This window comes from Actinomycetospora sp. TBRC 11914 (assembly GCF_012933465.1).
GTDB lineage: Bacteria > Actinomycetota > Actinomycetes > Mycobacteriales > Pseudonocardiaceae > Actinomycetospora.
Genome location: NZ_JABBND010000021.1, coordinates 38,957 through 56,444, shown reverse-complemented (window position 1 = coordinate 56,444; position 17,488 = coordinate 38,957). Strand labels below are relative to the sequence as shown.

16 protein-coding genes are annotated in these 17,488 nt (G+C 73.4%); 12 read left to right on the top strand and 4 right to left on the bottom strand.

Annotated features, from left to right (window positions below):
- Positions 1–70: 70 nt before the first annotated feature.
- A complete protein-coding gene (locus HH311_RS33590; RefSeq protein ID WP_312030409.1) occupies positions 71–712 on the bottom strand; it encodes a TetR/AcrR family transcriptional regulator in 642 nt (213 codons plus the stop codon).
- A 211-nt stretch (positions 713–923) separates the two neighbouring features.
- Here HH311_RS33590 and HH311_RS25780 point away from each other — a divergent pair, with 211 nt between their 5' ends.
- The 12 genes from HH311_RS25780 to HH311_RS25725 all read left to right on the top strand — a co-directional run bounded on the left by HH311_RS25780 (position 924) and on the right by HH311_RS25725 (position 16,403).
- Positions 924–2,075, top strand: a complete 1,152-nt coding sequence (locus HH311_RS25780) for an acyl-CoA dehydrogenase family protein (RefSeq protein WP_169186575.1) — start codon at positions 924–926, stop codon at positions 2,073–2,075.
- 10 nt (positions 2,076–2,085) lie between these two features.
- Positions 2,086–3,819, top strand: coding sequence for an AMP-binding protein (locus tag HH311_RS25775; protein WP_169186574.1), 1,734 nt, complete (start codon positions 2,086–2,088; stop codon positions 3,817–3,819).
- Positions 3,819–5,417 carry an acyl-CoA carboxylase subunit beta gene (locus HH311_RS25770; protein ID WP_169186573.1) on the top strand — a complete coding sequence of 533 codons (1,599 nt, stop codon included), beginning with the start codon at positions 3,819–3,821 and terminating at the stop codon, positions 5,415–5,417. Before HH311_RS25775 ends, HH311_RS25770 begins: the two co-directional genes overlap by 1 nt.
- A 5-nt stretch (positions 5,418–5,422) precedes the next feature.
- Positions 5,423–7,471 carry a biotin carboxylase N-terminal domain-containing protein gene (locus HH311_RS25765; RefSeq protein WP_169186572.1) on the top strand — a complete coding sequence of 683 codons (2,049 nt, stop codon included), beginning with the start codon at positions 5,423–5,425 and terminating at the stop codon, positions 7,469–7,471.
- 65 nt (positions 7,472–7,536) lie between these two features.
- Positions 7,537–9,141, top strand: coding sequence for an AMP-binding protein (locus HH311_RS25760; protein WP_169186571.1), 1,605 nt, complete (start codon positions 7,537–7,539; stop codon positions 9,139–9,141).
- On the top strand, positions 9,138–9,920 hold the full coding sequence (locus tag HH311_RS25755) for an enoyl-CoA hydratase-related protein (protein WP_312030408.1): 783 nt from the start codon (positions 9,138–9,140) through the stop codon (positions 9,918–9,920). Before HH311_RS25760 ends, HH311_RS25755 begins: the two co-directional genes overlap by 4 nt.
- The gene (locus tag HH311_RS25750; protein WP_169186570.1) at positions 9,917–11,431 is read left to right on the top strand and encodes a class I adenylate-forming enzyme family protein; all 1,515 of its coding nucleotides are present in this window, start codon (positions 9,917–9,919) and stop codon (positions 11,429–11,431) included. Before HH311_RS25755 ends, HH311_RS25750 begins: the two co-directional genes overlap by 4 nt.
- Positions 11,428–12,192: an enoyl-CoA hydratase/isomerase family protein gene (locus HH311_RS25745; protein WP_169186569.1), complete on the top strand. Its 765-nt coding sequence runs from the start codon at positions 11,428–11,430 to the stop codon at positions 12,190–12,192. Before HH311_RS25750 ends, HH311_RS25745 begins: the two co-directional genes overlap by 4 nt.
- 5 nt (positions 12,193–12,197) lie before the next feature.
- On the top strand, positions 12,198–12,992 hold the full coding sequence (locus tag HH311_RS25740; protein WP_169186568.1) for a TIGR03084 family metal-binding protein: 795 nt from the start codon (positions 12,198–12,200) through the stop codon (positions 12,990–12,992).
- Between the two features lie 116 nt (positions 12,993–13,108).
- Positions 13,109–14,779 (top strand): acyclic terpene utilization AtuA family protein, encoded by a 1,671-nt coding sequence (locus HH311_RS25735; RefSeq protein ID WP_211190821.1) that lies wholly within the window; start codon positions 13,109–13,111, stop codon positions 14,777–14,779.
- Between the two features lie 104 nt (positions 14,780–14,883).
- Positions 14,884–15,795 carry an SEC-C domain-containing protein gene (locus HH311_RS25730; protein WP_169186566.1) on the top strand — a complete coding sequence of 304 codons (912 nt, stop codon included), beginning with the start codon at positions 14,884–14,886 and terminating at the stop codon, positions 15,793–15,795.
- Positions 15,792–16,403: a hypothetical protein gene (locus HH311_RS25725; protein ID WP_169186565.1), complete on the top strand. Its 612-nt coding sequence runs from the start codon at positions 15,792–15,794 to the stop codon at positions 16,401–16,403. Before HH311_RS25730 ends, HH311_RS25725 begins: the two co-directional genes overlap by 4 nt.
- Here HH311_RS25725 and HH311_RS25720 read toward each other — a convergent pair whose 3' ends face one another.
- The 3 genes from HH311_RS25720 to HH311_RS25710 are packed head-to-tail and all read right to left on the bottom strand — an operon-like array spanning position 16,404 to position 17,462.
- Positions 16,404–16,673: a YciI family protein gene (locus HH311_RS25720; RefSeq protein WP_169186564.1), complete on the bottom strand. Its 270-nt coding sequence runs from the start codon at positions 16,671–16,673 to the stop codon at positions 16,404–16,406.
- Entirely contained in the window at positions 16,670–17,152 is a 483-nt protein-coding gene (locus tag HH311_RS25715) for an SRPBCC family protein (protein WP_169186563.1), read from the bottom strand. Before HH311_RS25715 ends, HH311_RS25720 begins: the two co-directional genes overlap by 4 nt.
- The gene (locus HH311_RS25710; protein ID WP_211190806.1) at positions 17,112–17,462 is read right to left on the bottom strand and encodes a helix-turn-helix transcriptional regulator; all 351 of its coding nucleotides are present in this window, start codon (positions 17,460–17,462) and stop codon (positions 17,112–17,114) included. Before HH311_RS25710 ends, HH311_RS25715 begins: the two co-directional genes overlap by 41 nt.
- Positions 17,463–17,488 lie beyond the last annotated feature (26 nt).

The following is a 17,488-nucleotide window of genomic DNA, read 5'->3' as shown; positions in this document are numbered from 1 at the left end:
CCCGGGCGCGGTGTGACCTGCAGCATTCCCAGGGCGGGGTGGTCGGCGCAAGGGCCGAGTCACCGACGATTCACTCGGGCCCGTCGTCGAGCCCCAGGCAGCGGCGGCCCATCGACTCGAGCAGCTCGGCGAGCCGGTCGGGCGCGAGGCCGCTGTGGTGGAAGAGCACGGCCTGGGTGGTGCCGAGCGCAGCGTGCACGACGACGCGGAGCTCGGCGTCGGACAGCTCGCGACGCTGTGGCGCGAGCACGATCACCCACTCCTCGATGTAGTGCCGCTGCGCGCGCCGCAGCCCGCGCAGCGCCTCCTCGGGCAGGTGGTGCGCCTCGCGGTAGTACACCTGCAGCAGCCGGCGCTCCTCGATCGCGAACCGGACGTGGGTGCTGACCAGGCGATGGAGCGCGTCGCGGTCGTCGGTGGCCTCGGCGACGGCGGCCGCCGCGGCCCGCGTCATCTCGTCCATGAGCCGCTCGAGGAGGGCCGAGAGCAGGGCTGCCTTGGAGTCGAAGTGCCGGTAGATCCCGGACCCGACGATGCCCGCGGCCGCACCGATGTCGGCCATCCCGACGGCGTGGTAGCCGTGCTTGGCGACGAGCTCGGCGGCCGCGGCGAGGATGCGGTCCTTGCGGGCGGGGTCCCGGCGACCACGCTTCGCATGTGCACGGATGTGGTCGTCCGGACGACCGACATCGTCCACATGAGCCTCGCTCACGGCCCCTCCCCTCGCGGTGGTGAATGTCGTGCACTAAGTGTCGCGGGGCCGGCGGGCGTAGCCGTTGCCGCACGACTTCCGCAGGTCGCGGCACCCGTCGTCGTCGGGAAGCGTAGCCGATCCGCGCCGCTGTGCCTCTGGTCACGTGGTCGCGGAGCCGCTACGGTCCGGGTCGAGTGAACGATGAGTCACAGAGCCTCGAGGAGTCGGCGTGGACTTCGTGGAGACCGACGAGCACCGCGACCTGCGGGCCGCCGTCGGCCGGATCGCCGCCCCGTTCGGCGGCGACTACTACGTCGACCACGCGCGCCGCGGCGAGGAGTGCACCGAGCTCTGGCACGCGCTCGGCGACGCCGGCTTCGTCGGGGTGTCGGTCCCCGAGGAGTACGGCGGCGGGGGCGGCGGGCTCGTCGAGCTGGCGCTGGTGTGCGAGGAGACCGCGGCCGCCGGCGCGCCGATGCTGTTGTTGCTGGTCACGCACGCGATCTCGGCCGCGGTGATCGCCGAGTACGGCACCGAGGAGCAGCGCAAGGAGTGGCTGCCGGGGCTGGCGAGCGGCCGGGAGAAGGTCGTCTTCGCGATCACCGAGCCCGGCGCCGGATCGAACACCCACCAGCTCGCGACGACGGCCCGGCGCGAGGGCGAGGAGTGGGTGGTCCGCGGCGAGAAGTACTACATCTCCGGGGTCGACGAGGCCGAGGCGCTGCTGCTGGTGGCGAGGACGGGCACCGACCCGCGCGGCAACGCCCAGCTCTCGCTCTTCCTCGTGCCCACCGACGCGGAGGGGCTCCAGAAGGTGCCGCTGCCGGTCGACGTCATGCTGCCGGAGAAGCAGTTCACGCTGCGGTTCGACGAGGTGCGGCTGCCGGCGACGGCGCTGGTCGGCGACGAGGGCCAGGGGTTCCGGCAGGTGTTCCACGGGCTGAACCCGGAGCGGATCACCGGGGCGGCGCTCTGCGTCGGGATCGCCCGCTACGCGCTGGCCCGCGCGGCGCGGTACGCGAACGAGCGCGAGGTGTGGGGCAGGCCGATCGGCTCGCACCAGGGGGTCGCGCACCCGCTGGCCAAGGCCCGCGTCGAGACCGAGCTGGCCGCGCTGATGACGCGCAAGGCCGCCTGGCTGCACGACCGGGGGCTGCCGGCGGGCGAGGAGTCGAACATGGCGAAGTACGCGGCCGCCGAGGCCGCGCTCGCCGCCGTCGACGCCGCGATGCAGACCCACGGCGGCAACGGCGTGGCCTCCGAGTTCGGGCTCCTCCCCTACTGGGGCCTGGCCCGGCTGCTCCGGATCGCCCCGGTGAACCGGGAGATGATCCTCAACTTCGTCGCCCAGCACGGCCTGGGCCTGCCGCGGTCCTACTGAGGAGGTCGTCGTGGACCTGCAGCGGAATCTGGCGCAACGGATCAACGTCGGCGACGCCCTGACGCGGTCGGCGGCGGCGCGGCCCGGCCAGCTGGCGGTGGTGGACACCCCGGCGAGCGGAGCGAGGGGGGACGTGCAGACCCGGCGGCTGACCTACGCGGAGTTCGACGCGTGGGTGAACCGGCTCGCGCACGGGCTGGTCGGGCGGGGGTACGCCGTCGGGGACGCGCTGGCGCTGGCGGCCGGCAACAGCGCCGAGTTCCTGGCGGTCTACTACGCCTGCGCGAAGGCCGGCGTCGTGTGCGTGCCGGTCAACCTCGGGTGGCGGCCGCACGAGATCGCGTACGTGCTGCGGCACTCGGGGGCGCGGGGCGTCGTCGTCGAGACCCAGTTGGTGCCGACGATCGTCGAGGCGCTGGCCGAGGCGCCGGGGGTGGCCGACGTGGTGGTCGCGCCGGGCACCGAGGGATCACGCGCGAACGGCGCCGGCCTCGCGTCCACTGCAAGGAATGCGCCATTGCTGGCATCGGGGGTCGGGGGCGAGCCATGGGTGAACGGCGCCGGCCTCGCATCCACTGCAAGGAATGCGCCATTGCTGGCACTCGAGGAGCTCGAGACCAGCGACGACTCACCCCCCGAGATCGCGATCGACGACCGCGCGCCGCTCTCCTACCTGTACACGTCGGGCACCACGTCGTTCCCCAAGGGCGTCGTCGGGACCCACCTCGCGATCCACCTCGAGTCGATGTCCGCCGCGCTCGACTCCGGGTGGCACGCCGACGACCGGTTCATCGCGATGATGCCGATGTTCCACACCGCGCAGCTCAACGCGTTCTGCACGCCCGCGATCACGGTCGGCGCGACGATCGTCGTGCACCGCGGGTTCGACCCGGCGCGGTTCCTCGAGACCATCGAGCAGGAACGGATCACCCAGGTCTTCGGGCTGCCGATGATGTACCGGGCGGCGCTCGACCACGCCGACTTCGCCCGCCGCGACCTGTCGAGCCTGAGGCGCGCCGTCTACGCCATGGCGCCCATGCCCGAGGCCCAGATCAAGGCGTGCCTCGACGGGTACGGCTGCGACTTCGCGCTGCTCTTCGGCCAGACCGAGATGTCGCCGATCACGACCCTGTTCCGGCCCGAGCACCAGCTCACGCACGTCGGGTCGGTCGGGACGCCGCTGACCGGCGTGCAGGTCGGGATCATGCGGATTCCCGACAATGCAACTGAGCACGCCGATAGGGAGCTGCTGCCGCCCGGTCAGCAGGGCGAGATCGTCTACCGCGGGCCCTCGACGATGCAGGAGTACCTGCACGATCCCGAGGCCACCGACGTCGCGTTCGCGCACGGCTGGTTCCACTCCGGCGACGTCGGGTGGTTCGGCGACGACGGCGTCCTCTGGTTCGCCGACCGCTCCAAGGACGTCATCAAGACCGGCGGTGAGAACGTCGCGTCGATCGAGGTGGAGCGGGCGGTGTACGACGCCGAGCCCGACGTCGCCGAGGTCGTCGTCGTGGGCCTCCCGCACGCGCGGTGGAGCGAGGCGATCACGGCCGTCGTCGTGCCCAAGCCCGGCGTCCGGCTCGAGCCCGACAAGCTGATCGCCGCGCTGAAGGACCGCCTCGACGGCTACAAGGTGCCGAAGTCGGTGATCGTCGCCGACGAACTGCCGCGGACCTCCACCGGCAAGATCCAGAAGAACGTCGTCCGGGACCTCCACACCGACCACTACGGAGGACGTTGATGGCTGTCCTGCGCTCCATGCTGGACACCTCGTCGGAGAGCTACGTCAGCAACCGCAAGAACCAGCTCGAGCTGGTCGCCGCGCTCGACGAGCAGCTGGAGCTCGTCGTCGCCGGCGGCGGCGAGCGCTACATGCAGCGCCACCGCGACCGGGGCAAGCTCCCCGTCCGCGAGCGGCTCGCGCTGCTCCTCGACCCGGACTCGCCGTTCCTCGAGCTCTCCGCGCTCGCGGCGTGGGGCACCGACTTCACCGTCGGGGCGTCGATCCTGACGGGGATCGGGGTCGTCTCCGGGGTCGAGTGCCTGGTCATCGGGCACGACCCGACGGTGCGCGGCGGCGCGATGAACCCGTACTCGCTGCGCAAGACGCTGCGGGCGCTGGAGATCGCGCGCCTCAACCGGCTGCCGGTGATCAACCTCGTCGAGTCGGGCGGCGCCGACCTCCCGACGCAGGCCGACCTCTTCGTCCCCGCCGGGCGCATCTTCCACGAGCTCACCGAGCTCTCCTCGATGGCGATCCCGACGATCGCGCTCGTCTTCGGCAACTCCACCGCCGGCGGGGCGTACGTCCCCGGCATGTGCGACTACGCGGTCCTCGTCGACCGCCAAGCGAAGGTGTTCCTGGGCGGCCCGCCGCTGGTGAAGATGGCGACCGGCGAGACCGCCGACGACGAGTCCCTCGGCGGCGCCGACATGCACTCCCGCGTCTCCGGGCTCTCCGACTACTTCGCCACGGACGAGCGCGACGCGATCCGGCTGGGCCGCGAGATCGTCTCCCGGTTCCACTGGCACAAGCTGGGCCCGGCGCCGTCGTCGCACGCGCCGGAACCGCACTACGACCCGGAGGAGATCCTCGGGATCCTCCCGCCGGACACCAAGGTGCCGTTCGACCCGCGCGAGGTCCTCGCCCGCACCGTCGACGGCTCGGAGTTCGACGAGTACAAGCCGCTCTACGGGACCTCGCTGGTCACCGGGTGGGCGTCGATCCACGGCTTTCCCGTCGGGGTGCTCGCGAACCACCGCGGCGTGCTGTTCAGCGAGGAGGCCAAGAAGGCCAGCGAGTTCATCCTGCTCGCCAACCAGACCGACACGCCGCTGGTCTTCCTGCAGAACACGACCGGCTACATGGTCGGCACCGACTACGAGCAGGGCGGGATCATCAAGGACGGCGCCAAGATGATCAACGCCGTGACCAACAGCGGCGTCCCCCACGTCACGATCAACATGGCGTCGTCGTTCGGGGCCGGGAACTACGGCATGTCGGGCCGCGCCTACGACCCGCGGCTGATGTTCGCCTGGCCCGGCGCCAAGCTCGCCGTGATGGGCGCGGCGCAGCTCGCCGGGGTGATGTCGATCGTCGGGCGGGCCTCGGCGTCGTCGCAGGGCAAGCCGTTCGACGAGGAGGCCGACGCCGCCCGGACCCGCGCCATCGAGGCACAGATCGAGGCCGAGTCCCACTCCTTCTACATCTCGGGGAAGCTCTACGACGACGGCATCGTCGACCCCCGCGACACCCGCACCGTGCTCGGCATGTCGCTCTCGGCCGTGCACTCCAACACCGTCGCCGGCCGCCGTGGCTTCGGCACGTTCCGGATGTGAGCGCCATGATCCCTTCCCCGTCGCTGCGCTCGCCCCGGACGATCAGCAAGCTGCTCGTCGCCAACCGCGGTGAGATCGCCGCCCGCGTCATGCGCACCGCCCACGCGCTCGGCATCTCCACCGTCGCGGTCCACTCGGACCCCGACGCCGACGCCCCGTTCGTCGCGCTCGCCGACGAGGCGGTGCGCCTGCCGGGGGCGTCGCCGACGGAGACCTACCTGCGGTCCGACCTCGTCATCGCGGCGGCGCGGGCGACGGGGGCCGACGCGGTCCACCCCGGGTACGGGTTCCTCTCCGAGAACGCCGGGTTCGCCCGCGACTGCGCGGCGGCCGGGCTGACCTTCGTCGGCCCGACGCCCGAGGCGATCGCGTCGATGGGCTCGAAGCTCGAGGCGAAGGCGCTGATGGCGGCGGCCGGGGTGCCGGTGCTGCCCGGCGCCACGGTCACCGACGACACCGACCTCGACGCCGAGGCGGAGCGCATCGGCTTCCCGGTCCTGGTCAAGGCCGCGTTCGGCGGCGGCGGGCGCGGGATGCGGATCGTGCGGTCGGTCGCCGACCTGCACGACGCCGTCGACGGGGCCCGCCGCGAGGCCGCGTCGGCGTTCGGTGACGGGACGGTGTTCCTCGAGCGGTTCGTCGAGGACCCGCGGCACGTCGAGGTGCAGATCGTCGGCGACTCCGCCGGCGAGGTCGTCCACCTCTTCGAGCGCGAGTGCTCCATCCAGCGCCGGTACCAGAAGATCGTCGAGGAGAGCCCGTCGCCGGCGGTGGACGAGGCGCTGCGCGACCGGCTGGGGTCGGCCGCCGTCGCCGCCGGGAAGGCCATCGGCTACACCGGCGCCGGGACGGTCGAGTTCGTCCTCGACGGTGCTTCCGGGTCCAGCTCCGCAGGCTCCGTGTCCCGCCCGGCGGAGTTCTTCTTCCTCGAGGTCAACACCCGGCTGCAGGTCGAGCACCCGGTGACGGAGCTGGTCACCGGCCTGGACCTCGTGGCGCTGCAGCTACGGATCGCCGAGGGCCACCCGCTGCCGGCCGAGGTGACGGGCGCCCGGATCGACGGGGCGGCGATCGAGGTCCGGCTGTACGCCGAGGACGTGCCCGCCGGGTACCTGCCGGCCACGGGGACGCTGCACCGCTTCTCCGTGCCGGAGCTGCCCGGCATCCGCGTCGACGCCGGGGTGACCGACGGCAGCGTCGTGAGCCCGCACTACGACCCGATGCTCGCCAAGATCATCGCCCACGGCACGACGCGGGCCGAGGCGGCCCGGACCCTCGCGCGCGCCCTGGCGCGGGCGGAGATCCACGGGGTGACGACGAACCGGGACCTGCTGGTCGGCATCCTCCGCGACCAGGAGTTCCTCGCCGGCGGGACCGACACCGGCTACCTGCCGCGCCACCCCGAGCTCGTGAACCCCCAGCCCGACGACGGCGAGGGCGTCCGGGCCGTGGCGGCCGCGCTCGCCCTGCAGGCCCAGCACCGGGCGGGGGCGCCGGTGCTGCGGGGGCTGCCGTCGGGGTGGCGGAACGTCGGGGGGCCGGCGCAGTCCGTGGCGTACTCCGTCGGCGACCGCACGCTCGAGGTGACGTACGCCTACCGCCGGGGAGGGCCGCAGGCCCAGGTGAACGGATCTGGTCGCCTGGACGACCACATTCGTTCACATGCGGCGGAGCCGCATCGCGTGACCCTGGAAGTCGGCGGTGTGCGCCGCACCTATGCCGTCCACCGGATCGCCGGCTGGACGTTCGTCGACGGGCCCGACGGCTCCAGCGCCTTCGCCGACGTCCCCCGCTTCGCCGACCCCAACGCCGTCGCCCACGCCGGTTCGCTGCTCGCGCCGATGCCGGGCACGGTCGTGCGGGTGCTCGCCGCGGCAGGCGACACGGTGACGGCCGGCGCGGCCCTGGTGGTGCTCGAGGCGATGAAGATGGAGCACACCGTCGCGGCGCCGGTCGACGGGATCGTCGGGGAGCTGCACGTCGCGCCGGGCGACCAGGTCGAGACGCGGCAGGTGCTCGCCGTCGTGGAGGACGCGGCGGAGGCCGCGTCGTGAGCGCGCCGGCGGACCCGGTCGGTGTGCGGGAGGCACACATTCCCGCGGCGCCCACGGTCGCTTCCGTGGCGACCGACGCGCCGCGCACACGGTCGGCCGTCGTCGACCGGGCCACCGGCACCACCGTCGACGCGCTCTTCCGCCGCGCGTTCCGGGTGTTCGCCGACCGGGTCGCGATCACCTCCGACCAGCCCGACGAGCCGGCGTGGACCTACCGCGAGCTCGGCGAGCGCACCGACCGGCTCGCCGCCGGCCTGCACGCCGCCGGGCTGCGCCGCGGCGACCGGCTCGCCGTCCTGTCCGAGACCCGGCCCGCGTACGTGGAGCTCTACACCGCAGCCGCCCGGCTCGGCGTCGCGCTGATCACCCTCAACGTCCGGCTGCACCCCGACGAGCTCGCCGTGATCGTCGCGTCCGCCGCCCCGACCGCGCTGGTCACCTCCGGCACCTTCGCCCCCAGCGCCGACGCCCTCCGCGACCGCTCCCCGTCCGTCACCGCCTGGTGGTCCTTCGACGAGCCGCCCGGCTTCGCGCCTCTCCCCCGCTCCGACGCCCCGCCCCCGGAGCCCGCCGCGCAGCCCAACGACCTCCACGTCGTCCTCTACACCTCCGGCACCACCGGCCCGCCCAAGGGCGCGATGATCACCCAGCAGGCCGCCGCGATCCGCGGGCTGCGCCTCGCGCAGTGGTTCGGGCTGGGTCCCGACGACGGGTTCGTCGGCTGGCTCCCGATGTTCCACTGCGCGGGCGACGAGTCGCTCTACGGCACGCTGCTCACCGGCGGGCGGTTCGCCTGCCTGCGCCGCGCCGACCCGGCGCGCATCCTCGACCTGATCGAGCGCGACCGGCTCTCCTGGACCCTGCTCCTGCCCGGTGTCATCACCGACGTGCTCGCGGAGCCGGTCGGCGCGCGGAACCTGGAGTCGTTCCGCTTCGCGATCGGTTACGCGAACATGATGCCGACGGTCGTCGCGCAGCTCACCGCCAAGTACGGCATCCGCTTCTGCGACGCGTTCGGCCAGACCGAGACCAGCTACGTCCTCGCCCACGGCTTCTCCGGGCCGGGCGAGACGCCGCACCTGCACAAGACGCCGACGCCGCTCGTCGACGTCCGCCTCGTCGAGGCGAGCGGAGCGACGGGGGACGGGGACAGCCCGGAGATGGTCGAGGTCCCCGACGGCACACCCGGCGAGTGCGTGGTGCGCGGGCCGGGCCTCATGTCCGGCTACCTCGACGACCCGCAGGCCACCGACGAGGCCTTCCACGGCGGCTGGCTGCACACCGGGGACGTCCTGCGACGCAACGACGACGGGACGCTCTCCTTCGTCGACCGCGTCAAGTACCTGATCAAGACTGGCGGGGAGAACGTGTACCCGGCCGAGGTCGAGCACGCGATCGCCGGCCACCCCGGCGTCCAGGAGGTCTGCGCGTACGGCGTGCCCGACGAGCGTTGGGGCGAGACGGTGAAGGTCGCCGTCGTGCGGGCCCCCGGCGCGACCCTCACCGCCGACGACGTCGTCGAGCGCTGCCGCGCCCGGCTCGCCGGCTTCAAGATCCCGCGCTACGTCGCGTTCCTCGACGCGGCCGACATCCCCCGCAGCACCACCGGCAAGCTGCAGCGCCACGTCCTCGCCGCCCGTGGCGCGACCGAGTCGGAGCGCGTCCGGTGACCGGCACCTGCGGCATCGCCACCGCCGACCGCGGGTCGGTCCGCATCCTGACCATCGACCGCCCGGGCCGCCGCAACGCGATGGGCACCGCGACCGCCGAGGCCCTCGAGCTCGCGCTGCGGGCGGCGGCCGACGACGACGCCGTCCACGCCGTCGTGCTCACGGGCACCGGCGGGCACTTCTCGGCCGGCGGCGACGCCGAGTCGATCCTCGAGCATGTCGGCGGCGAGGACCCGGAGCTGCTGGCGCTGATGCGGGCCTTCCACCGCCTCGTCGTCGAGATCTGGGAGTCGCGGCTGCCGGTGGTCGCGGCGGTGTCCGGCGTCGCCTACGGCGGCGGGGTGAACCTCGCGCTGGCGTGCGACCTCGTCGTCCTGTCCGAGGACGCGCGGCTGTGCCAGGTGTTCGTGCACCGCGGCGTCGTGCCCGACGTCGGCGGCGCCTGGCTGCTCCCCCGCCTCGTCGGGATGCAGCGGGCCAAGGAGCTCATGCTGCTCGGCCCGGAGATCGACGCCCGGCACGCCGAGCGGCTGGGGCTGGCCAACGCCGTCGAGCCCGACGCCGAGGCCGCGCTCGAACGGGCGGTCGCGCTCGCCGAGCAGCTCGCGACGCTGCCGCCCTACACCGTCGCGCTGTCGAAGAAGCTGATCAACCACTCCAGCGCCGACGACCTGCGCGGCTCGCTCGAGCGCGAGGCCGTCACCCAGGCCGCCGCCCTGCGGGCCCGGCCGGCCACCGAGGCCTTCGAGGCGTTCCGACGGAAAGAGGCCCAGGCATGAACATCGCCGTGCTGCTGCGTCGGGCGGCGGCCGACCACGCGGACGACGTCGCGCTGCGGCTCGACGACCTCGAGCTCACCTACGCGCAGGTCGCCGAGCGCGCGAGCCGGTTCGCCGCGTTCCTGCGGGCGTCGGGTGTCGCGCCCGGCGAGCGGGTCGGGTTCCTGCTGCCCAACGTCGTCGAGTACCTCGTCGGGCTGCTCGGGACGTGGCAGGCCGGCGCGGTCGGGGTGCCGCTCAACGCCCTCTTCCCGGACGCGCCGCTGCGCCACGCCGTCACCGACTCCGGCGCGCGCATCCTCGTCGTCCCGCCCGGCGAGGTCGAGCGGGTGGAGTCGGTGCTCGAGGGCGCCACGCCGCAGCTCCTGACGACGGGTGCCGAGGGCTCGTTCGCGCGGGCGGTGGCGGCGCACGATCCCACCAACGAGGTCGTCCCCCGGCTCGACGGCGACGACGCCCTGCTCATGTACACCTCGGGCTCCACCGGGGTGCCGAAGGGCGTGCGGCAGACGCACCGCAACGTCGTCGCCGAGGTGGACGGCGCGATCGAGTGCTACGGCATCACCGGCGACGACCACGTCCTCAACTGCATGCCGATCTTCCACGTCGGCGGATTGCAGCTCGCGTCGCTGCCGTTGCTGCTGCGGGGCGGGCAGATCACTCTGATGCCGCGGTGGGACGTCGAGGTCTGGCTCGACCTGGCGCAGCGGCTGCGGCCCACCGTCGGCGGGCTCATCTCGACGATGATGATCGACGTCGGCAACCGGACCGCCCGCGATCCGGTCCGGTTGGACTCCTTCCGCTTCTGCATGTTCGGCGGCTCCCGGACCCCGACGGCGGCCATCGAGCGGCTCGAGCGCGGGACCGGCATCCCCGGGACGGAGATCTACGGCCAGACCGAGCAGAACGGCCTCGTCGTCACCTACCGCCCCGGGGAGAAGCGGCGGCCGGACTCGATGGGCCGGCCCCTCGACCAGATCGTCGCGACGCGCCTGGTGCCGGTCGACGGCGACCCGGACCTCGAGCCGGGCGACCCCGGCGTCGGGGAGCTGTGGGTGCACGGCGACGCGGTGACGCCGGGGTACTGGCACCTCGAGGCGCCGGAGAAGTGGGCCGTCGACGACGACGGGCGCCGCTGGTTCCGCACCGGCGACCTCATGTCCCGCGACGCCGACGGCTACTGCTACTACGTCGACCGCATCGACGACATGATCGTCTCCGGCGGCGAGAACGTGTTCCCGCAGATGGTCGAGGAGCACCTGGCGGGCCACCCCGACCTGGCCGAGGTCGCCGTCATCGGCACCGCGCACGAGCGGTGGGTGGAGCAGGTGACCGCGGTCGTCGTCCCCAACCGGCCCGGGGTCACCGTCGAGGCGCTCGACGAGTGGTGCCGGACCCACCCCGACCTGACCGGCATGCACCGGCCCCGGCGCATCGAGATCGTCGAGGCGCTGCCCCGCACCGGCAGCGGCAAGCTCAACCGGCCCGAACTGCGGAGGATCTTCCCTTGAGTGAGGTCGTCACCTACGACGTCGTCGACGGCGTCGCCTGGCTGACCATCAACCGGCCCGAGGCCCGGAACGCGCTGAGCAAGGACGTGCGCGACGGGCTCTGGGAGGGCGCGCGCCGCTTCGTCGCCGACGACTCCGCCGCCGTCCTCGTCCTCACCGGCGCCGGCGACAAGGCGTTCTGCGCGGGCGGCGATCTGAAGGAAATGGCCGAGACCTCGCTGGAGATCCCGCCGCCGGACTTCCTGCCGCAGTTCGGGCGCAACATCGAGATCGAGAAGCCGACCATCGCCGCCGTCAACGGCGTGGCCTACGCGGGCGGGTTCCTGCTGGCCCAGCAGTGCGACCTCGTCGTCGCCGCCGAGCACGCGCGGTTCGCGGTGAGCGAGGTGAAGGTCGGGCGCGGGTCGCCGTGGGCGGCGCCACTGTCGTGGCTGGTCCCGCCGCGGGTGGCCCTGGAGATCCTCCTGACCGGCGACCCGCTGGACGCCCGGCGGGCGCTCGAGGTGGGCCTGGTCAACCGCGTCGTCCCGGCCGGCGACCTCCGCGAGCGCGCCCAGGAGCTGGCCGCGAGGATCGCCGCGAACGCGCCGCTGTCGGTGCGGGCGGCCAAGCGCACGGCGTACCTGTCGGCGGAGCACGATCGCGACGAGGCGTACGCGCGGGCCGAGGAGCTCTGGGCACCGGTGTACCGCTCGGCGGACGCACAGGAGGGCCCGGCGGCGTTCCGCGACAAGCGCACGCCGGTCTGGACGGGGAGGTAGCGACGATGCCGGTGTCGATGGCGGCGCTGTGCGACGACCTGGCGGCCGAGTCCGCCGAGCTGCGGCGCGTGCTGGCCGGGCTGTCCGAGGACGACTGGCAGCGGGAGACGCCCGCCGCGGGCTGGACGATCGGCGACCAGGTCTCGCACCTGGCCTACTTCGACGACGTGGCCCTGCGCTCGGCGACCGACCCCGAGGCGTTCGCGGCGGAGAAGGCGCAGATGGACGCCGAGGGCGGGGTCGACCCGGACACGATCGCGGAGCGGTTCCGTGAGCTGACCGGCGGCGAGCTGCTGACCTGGTTCGACGACGCCCGCGGCCGGTTGATCGCGGAGTTCCGGGGTATCGACCCGGCGACGCGGGTGCCGTGGTTCGGGCCGGCGATGAGCGCGGCGTCGTCGTTGACCGCCCGGATCATGGAGACCTGGGCGCACGCGCAGGACGTCTACGACAGCGTGGGGGCGGTCCACGAGCCGTCGGCGCGGCTGCGGCACGTCGCGCACATCGGGGTCGGGGCGCGGGCGTTCAGCTACCTCGCCCACGGGCGGGAGATGCCCGACGCGCCGATCCGGGTGGAGCTGACCGCGCCGGACGGGTCGACGTGGGCGTGGGGCCCGGAGGACGCGGCCGACCGCATCAGTGGCCCGGCGCTGGACTTCGCGCTGCTCATCACCCAGCGCCGACACCGGGACGACCTGGCGCTGACGGTGGTGGGCGACGCGGCGACCGAGTGGGTCGATATCGGGCAGGCGTTCGCGGGCGAGCCGGGGACCGGCCGCAAGCCGGGGGCGTTCTCGTGAGCGGCCCCGTCGTCCCGCACGAGGGGAACCCTGAGGCGGATAGAGCGGCCGAATCCTCCCCTCGCCGGACGCGGGCCGTGCGGATCGGCAACATCTCCGGCTTCTACGGCGATCGGATGGACGCCGCGCGCGAGATGCTCGACGGCGGGCCGGTCGACGTGCTGTGCGGCGACTACCTCGCCGAGCTGACGATGCTCATCCTCGCCAAGGCGCAGGCCAAGGACCCCGACGCCGGGTACGCCAGGACGTTCCTGACCCAGATGCGCGCCGTGCTCGCCGACTGCGTCGCCCGCGGCGTCAAGGTCGTCTCCAACGCGGGTGGGCTGAACCCGGCCGGGCTGGCGGCGGCGATCGACGAGCTCGGGACCGGCGCGAAGGTCGCGTACGTCGAGGGCGACGACCTGCGGGGATCGCTCGAGGCGATCACACCCGCCGTCACCGGGAAGCCGGTGTCGGCCAACGCCTACCTCGGTGGCTGGGGCATCGCCGAGGCCCTGGCCGCGGGCGCGGACGTCGTCGTGACCGGGCGGGTCACGGACGCGTCGCTGGTGGTCGGTCCCGCGGCGTGGTGGCACGGGTGGTCGCGCGCGGACCTCGATGCGCTCGCCGGCGCCGTCGTCGCGGGCCACGTCATCGAGTGCGGGCCACAGGCGACCGGCGGGAACTACTCGTTCCTGTCCGAGGTCACCGACCGGCGCTACCCCGGCTTCCCGATCGCCGAGGTCGCGGCCGACGGCTCGTCGGTGATCACCAAGCACCCCGGGACCGGCGGGCTCGTCTCGGTCGGCACCGTCACCGCGCAGCTGCTGTACGAGATCGCCGCGCCCGCCTACCTGGGCCCCGACTGCACCACGCACTTCGACACGATCGCGCTCTCCGACGACGGCGAGCACCGGGTGCGGATCAGCGGGGTCCGCGGGTCGGCGCCGCCGCCGACGCTGAAGGTCGCCCTCAACGACGCCGGCGGCTACCGCAACTCGATGACCCTGGTGCTGACCGGGCTCGACATCGAGGCCAAGGCCGCCCACGCCGAGTCGCTGCTGTTCGAGGTGCTCGGCGGGCGGGACCGGTTCGCCGACGTCGACGTCCGGCTGCTGCGCTTCGACCACCCCGACGCCCCCTCGAACGCCGAGGCCACCGCCCACCTGCGGATCACCGTCAAGGACCCCGACCCGCGCGTGGTCGGCCGCTCGTTCTCCAACGCGACGATGGAGCTGGCCCTCGGCGGCTACGCCGGCTTCCACACCACGACGCCCCCCTCGGCCGAGTCCGCCTTCGGCGTCTACCGGCCGGCCGCGGTGCCGCGGGAGGCCGTGACGCACACGGTCGTGCTGCCGGGCGGGGAGCGCCGGGTGGTGGCCGATCCTCTCGTCGATACAAGCGAAGCGTCGTTGCTTGCATCCAGTGGCAGGAAAGCCACACCGTCGGAACCGCCGTCCGGCCCGACGACGCGGGCCCCGCTCGGCACCGTCGTCGGCGCGCGCTCGGGCGACAAGGGCGGTGACGCCAACATCGGCGTCTGGGCCCGTACCGACGAGGCCTACGCGTGGCTGCGCGGGTTCCTCACGGTCGACCGGGCCCGGGAGCTGATCGGCCCCGAGGCGGCGGAGCTCGACATCGACCTCTACGAGCTGCCGAACCTGCGGGCGCTCAACGTCGTCGTGCACGGAATCCTCGGCGACGGCGTGGCCTCGTCGACCCGTCCCGACCCGCAGGCCAAGGGTCTCGGCGAGTACCTGCGCAGCCGCGTCGTCGACATCCCGGAGGCGCTGCTCGAGGGCCGGTGAGCGCCGGAAGACCGTCGGGGCGAGTCGTGAGGACCCGGTCGTCCGACAGCGGTTCGCAGCCGTCCGACCTCCCCGTGGCCCCCCGACGGCTACCGTTCGACGACGTGGCCACGGACCTGACCGAAGACGACCTCACGGAGATCGCCCACGAGGCCCTCGACACCGACGACCCCGGGTGGGCGATCACCGAGCTGGTGGCCGCGGTCGAGGAGGGCCGGCTGGCCGACGAGGCCGACACCTCCTACGCGTTCGGCCTGGCCGCCGACCTCGCCGAGGGAGCCCGGGACGGCGACCGGGCGCTCGCGCTCTCGCGGCGGGCCGTCGACACGGCGCAGAACCCGTCCGAGGAGAACTGGAGCCGCGGGCGGCACGCGGACCTCCTGATGCAGTTCGGGCACGAGGACGAGGGCATGCGCCTGCTCCGTGAGCTCCGGCCCCTGCTCACCCGCGACGGGATGGCCACGATCTACGTGGTCGAGGCGCTCACCGAGAACGGCCACGCCGAGCTCGCCGTCGAGTGGCTGACCGCGGCGCTCGCCACGGCTTCCGACATCGTCGAACGCGCCGAGGAGGACTCCGACTCCGCCGAGGAGGCGCAGGAGATCGAGTACGGCCTCGCCCGCAAGCGCCGCGCCGTGCGGCGTGACCTCGGGCTGTCGCCCGACGAGCTGGACCTCGCACTGGACGAGCTCGACGACGACGCGCCCGACATCCAGACGGTGTTCTGGCCCGAGACCGCGTTCGGCGCCCTGCTCACGGCGTTCCCGGATCGGGCGGACGTCCTCGGCGCCACGTGGGACGAGCACCGAGCGCAGCTCGAGCGGGCCTTCCAGGAGGAGGGCTGGCTGCCGGTCGAGGTCGCGACCCCGGAACTGCTCCAGGCCGCGCTCGCCGACGGGGACGTCATCGAGGTCGGAGCCGGACCGCTCCTCGAGTGGCCACCCGGACGGAACGACCCGTGCTGGTGCGGCTCGGGGACCAAGTACAAGAAGTGCTGCCTCCCCCGGGCCCGATGACCACGTCCACGGAGCGCTTCGACGGCTGGATCGGCGGCCTCGGCACCAGCGCCGGCCTGCGGGTCGTCGTCGGGCACTGGCCGCGCTCGCCCTACGGCCCGTTCACCGACGTGATGCTCGAGCGCCCCGACGGTCACCGGGTCCTGCTCGCCCCCACCCAGCAGGTCGCCGACTTCGTGTCCACCACCTACACCTTCGACGAGGTCCGCCTCGTCCCCGTCGCGATGGACGTCGACACGCACACCGCCCACCTCGCCGCCGGCGACCTCACCGCGACCCTCACGCTCGGCCGCCGCACCCCTCTCGGCCTCCTCCTGCGCGCCGTCCCGACGATGCTCGCCACCGCACCCCGGTGGATCGCCACCATCGACGCGATCGCCCGGCGCGTCCTTCCCGGCGTGCGCACGGTCGGCTCCGCCGGGCACGGCCGCACCGAGTACTACGGCGCCCGCGACCTGCACCGCATCACCGAGGCGACCGTCCACGTCGGTGGCGACGACCAGGGCCGCATGACCGACGTCGACCCACCCGTGCGGTTCGGCTTCGGGTCGACCCCGACGACGCCGTCCTGGGTCCGGATCACCGCGCTGGTCGTGCGGACCGGCTGATCAGGCGAGGACCTCGTTCCACTCGCAGACCTCGTGACGCACGACCACGCCGTGCGCCACGAACGGGTCCCGCCCGGCGAACTCCTCGGCCGCCGCCGCGTTGGTGAAGATCGCCATCGCCCCGCGGCCGGCGAGGTCGGTGAACGTCCCGACCATGAGCAGGTCGCCGCGGCCGTGGAACTCGCCGAGCAGCTTCTCGTGCTCGGACCAGTGCAGGGGGGCCGTGGACGCCGCGTCGGGAGCCGCCTCGTAGAACAGGACGTACTTCACGACGCTGCCCCGGCCACCGCGGCGTAGGCCTGCAGGGTCGCCGTCCACGCGCCGTCCGACTCGAACGTCCCCCGCATCGCCTCGGCGGCCTCGCCGAACGCCTCGAGGTCGCGGTGCTCGAGCTCGACCCGGGTGCTCTCCGGGCCCAGCTCGACGAACCGGACCTCGACCGTGGTCACGAGGTCGTCGTGGAACCGCCAGTCCGCGCCGATCTGCCACGTCACGGCCAGCCGCTCGGGCGGCTCCCACGCGGTGACCGCACCGGTCGAGGTCTCGGTGCCGTCCTCGTGGCGGGTGTACCAGCGCCCGCCCGCGAACGGTTCGACGACGATCTCCGCGATGGGCGCCGACCCGATGTGGTGGGCCGGCGGCCACCAGCTCGTCATGTCCGCCGTGAAGATCTCGAAGGCGCGGGATCGGCCGACGTCGACGGTCACCTCACGCCGGATCGCCGGGATCGTGCTGGTCGTGTCGGTCACTGTGGTCCTCCTCGGATCGGGTCCGGTGCTCGAACGCCGCCAGCGACCGCTCCCAGAACGCGTCGAGGTGCCGCCGCACCTCGGCCAGGGCGTCCGGGTCGACGCGGTAGAGCCGCCGGGTCCCCTCCTGGCGATCCAGGACGAGACCGACGTCCTTGAGCACCTTGAGGTGCTGCGACACCGCCGGGCGGCTGATCGGCAGCACGCGGGCGAGCTCGCCGACCGCCAGCGGCTCCCGGGAGAGGGCATCGACGATCGACTGCCTCGTCGGGTCGCCGAGGGCGGTGAGCATCGCGGAAGCGTTCGTCATGACGAACCGTAAGCTAGCACTTACCG

Coding starts and splice junctions, on each gene's coding strand:
- HH311_RS25770 (WP_169186573.1), top strand. CDS start 3,819: ATGGCTGTCCTGCGCTCCATGCTGGACACCTCGTCGGAGAGCTACGTC.
- HH311_RS25765 (WP_169186572.1), top strand. CDS start 5,423: ATGATCCCTTCCCCGTCGCTGCGCTCGCCCCGGACGATCAGCAAGCTG.
- HH311_RS25750 (WP_169186570.1), top strand. CDS start 9,917: ATGAACATCGCCGTGCTGCTGCGTCGGGCGGCGGCCGACCACGCGGAC.
- HH311_RS25740 (WP_169186568.1), top strand. CDS start 12,198: ATGCCGGTGTCGATGGCGGCGCTGTGCGACGACCTGGCGGCCGAGTCC.
- HH311_RS25735 (WP_211190821.1), top strand. CDS start 13,109: ATGGACGCCGCGCGCGAGATGCTCGACGGCGGGCCGGTCGACGTGCTG.
- HH311_RS25725 (WP_169186565.1), top strand. CDS start 15,792: ATGACCACGTCCACGGAGCGCTTCGACGGCTGGATCGGCGGCCTCGGC.
- HH311_RS25710 (WP_211190806.1), bottom strand. CDS start 17,462: ATGACGAACGCTTCCGCGATGCTCACCGCCCTCGGCGACCCGACGAGG.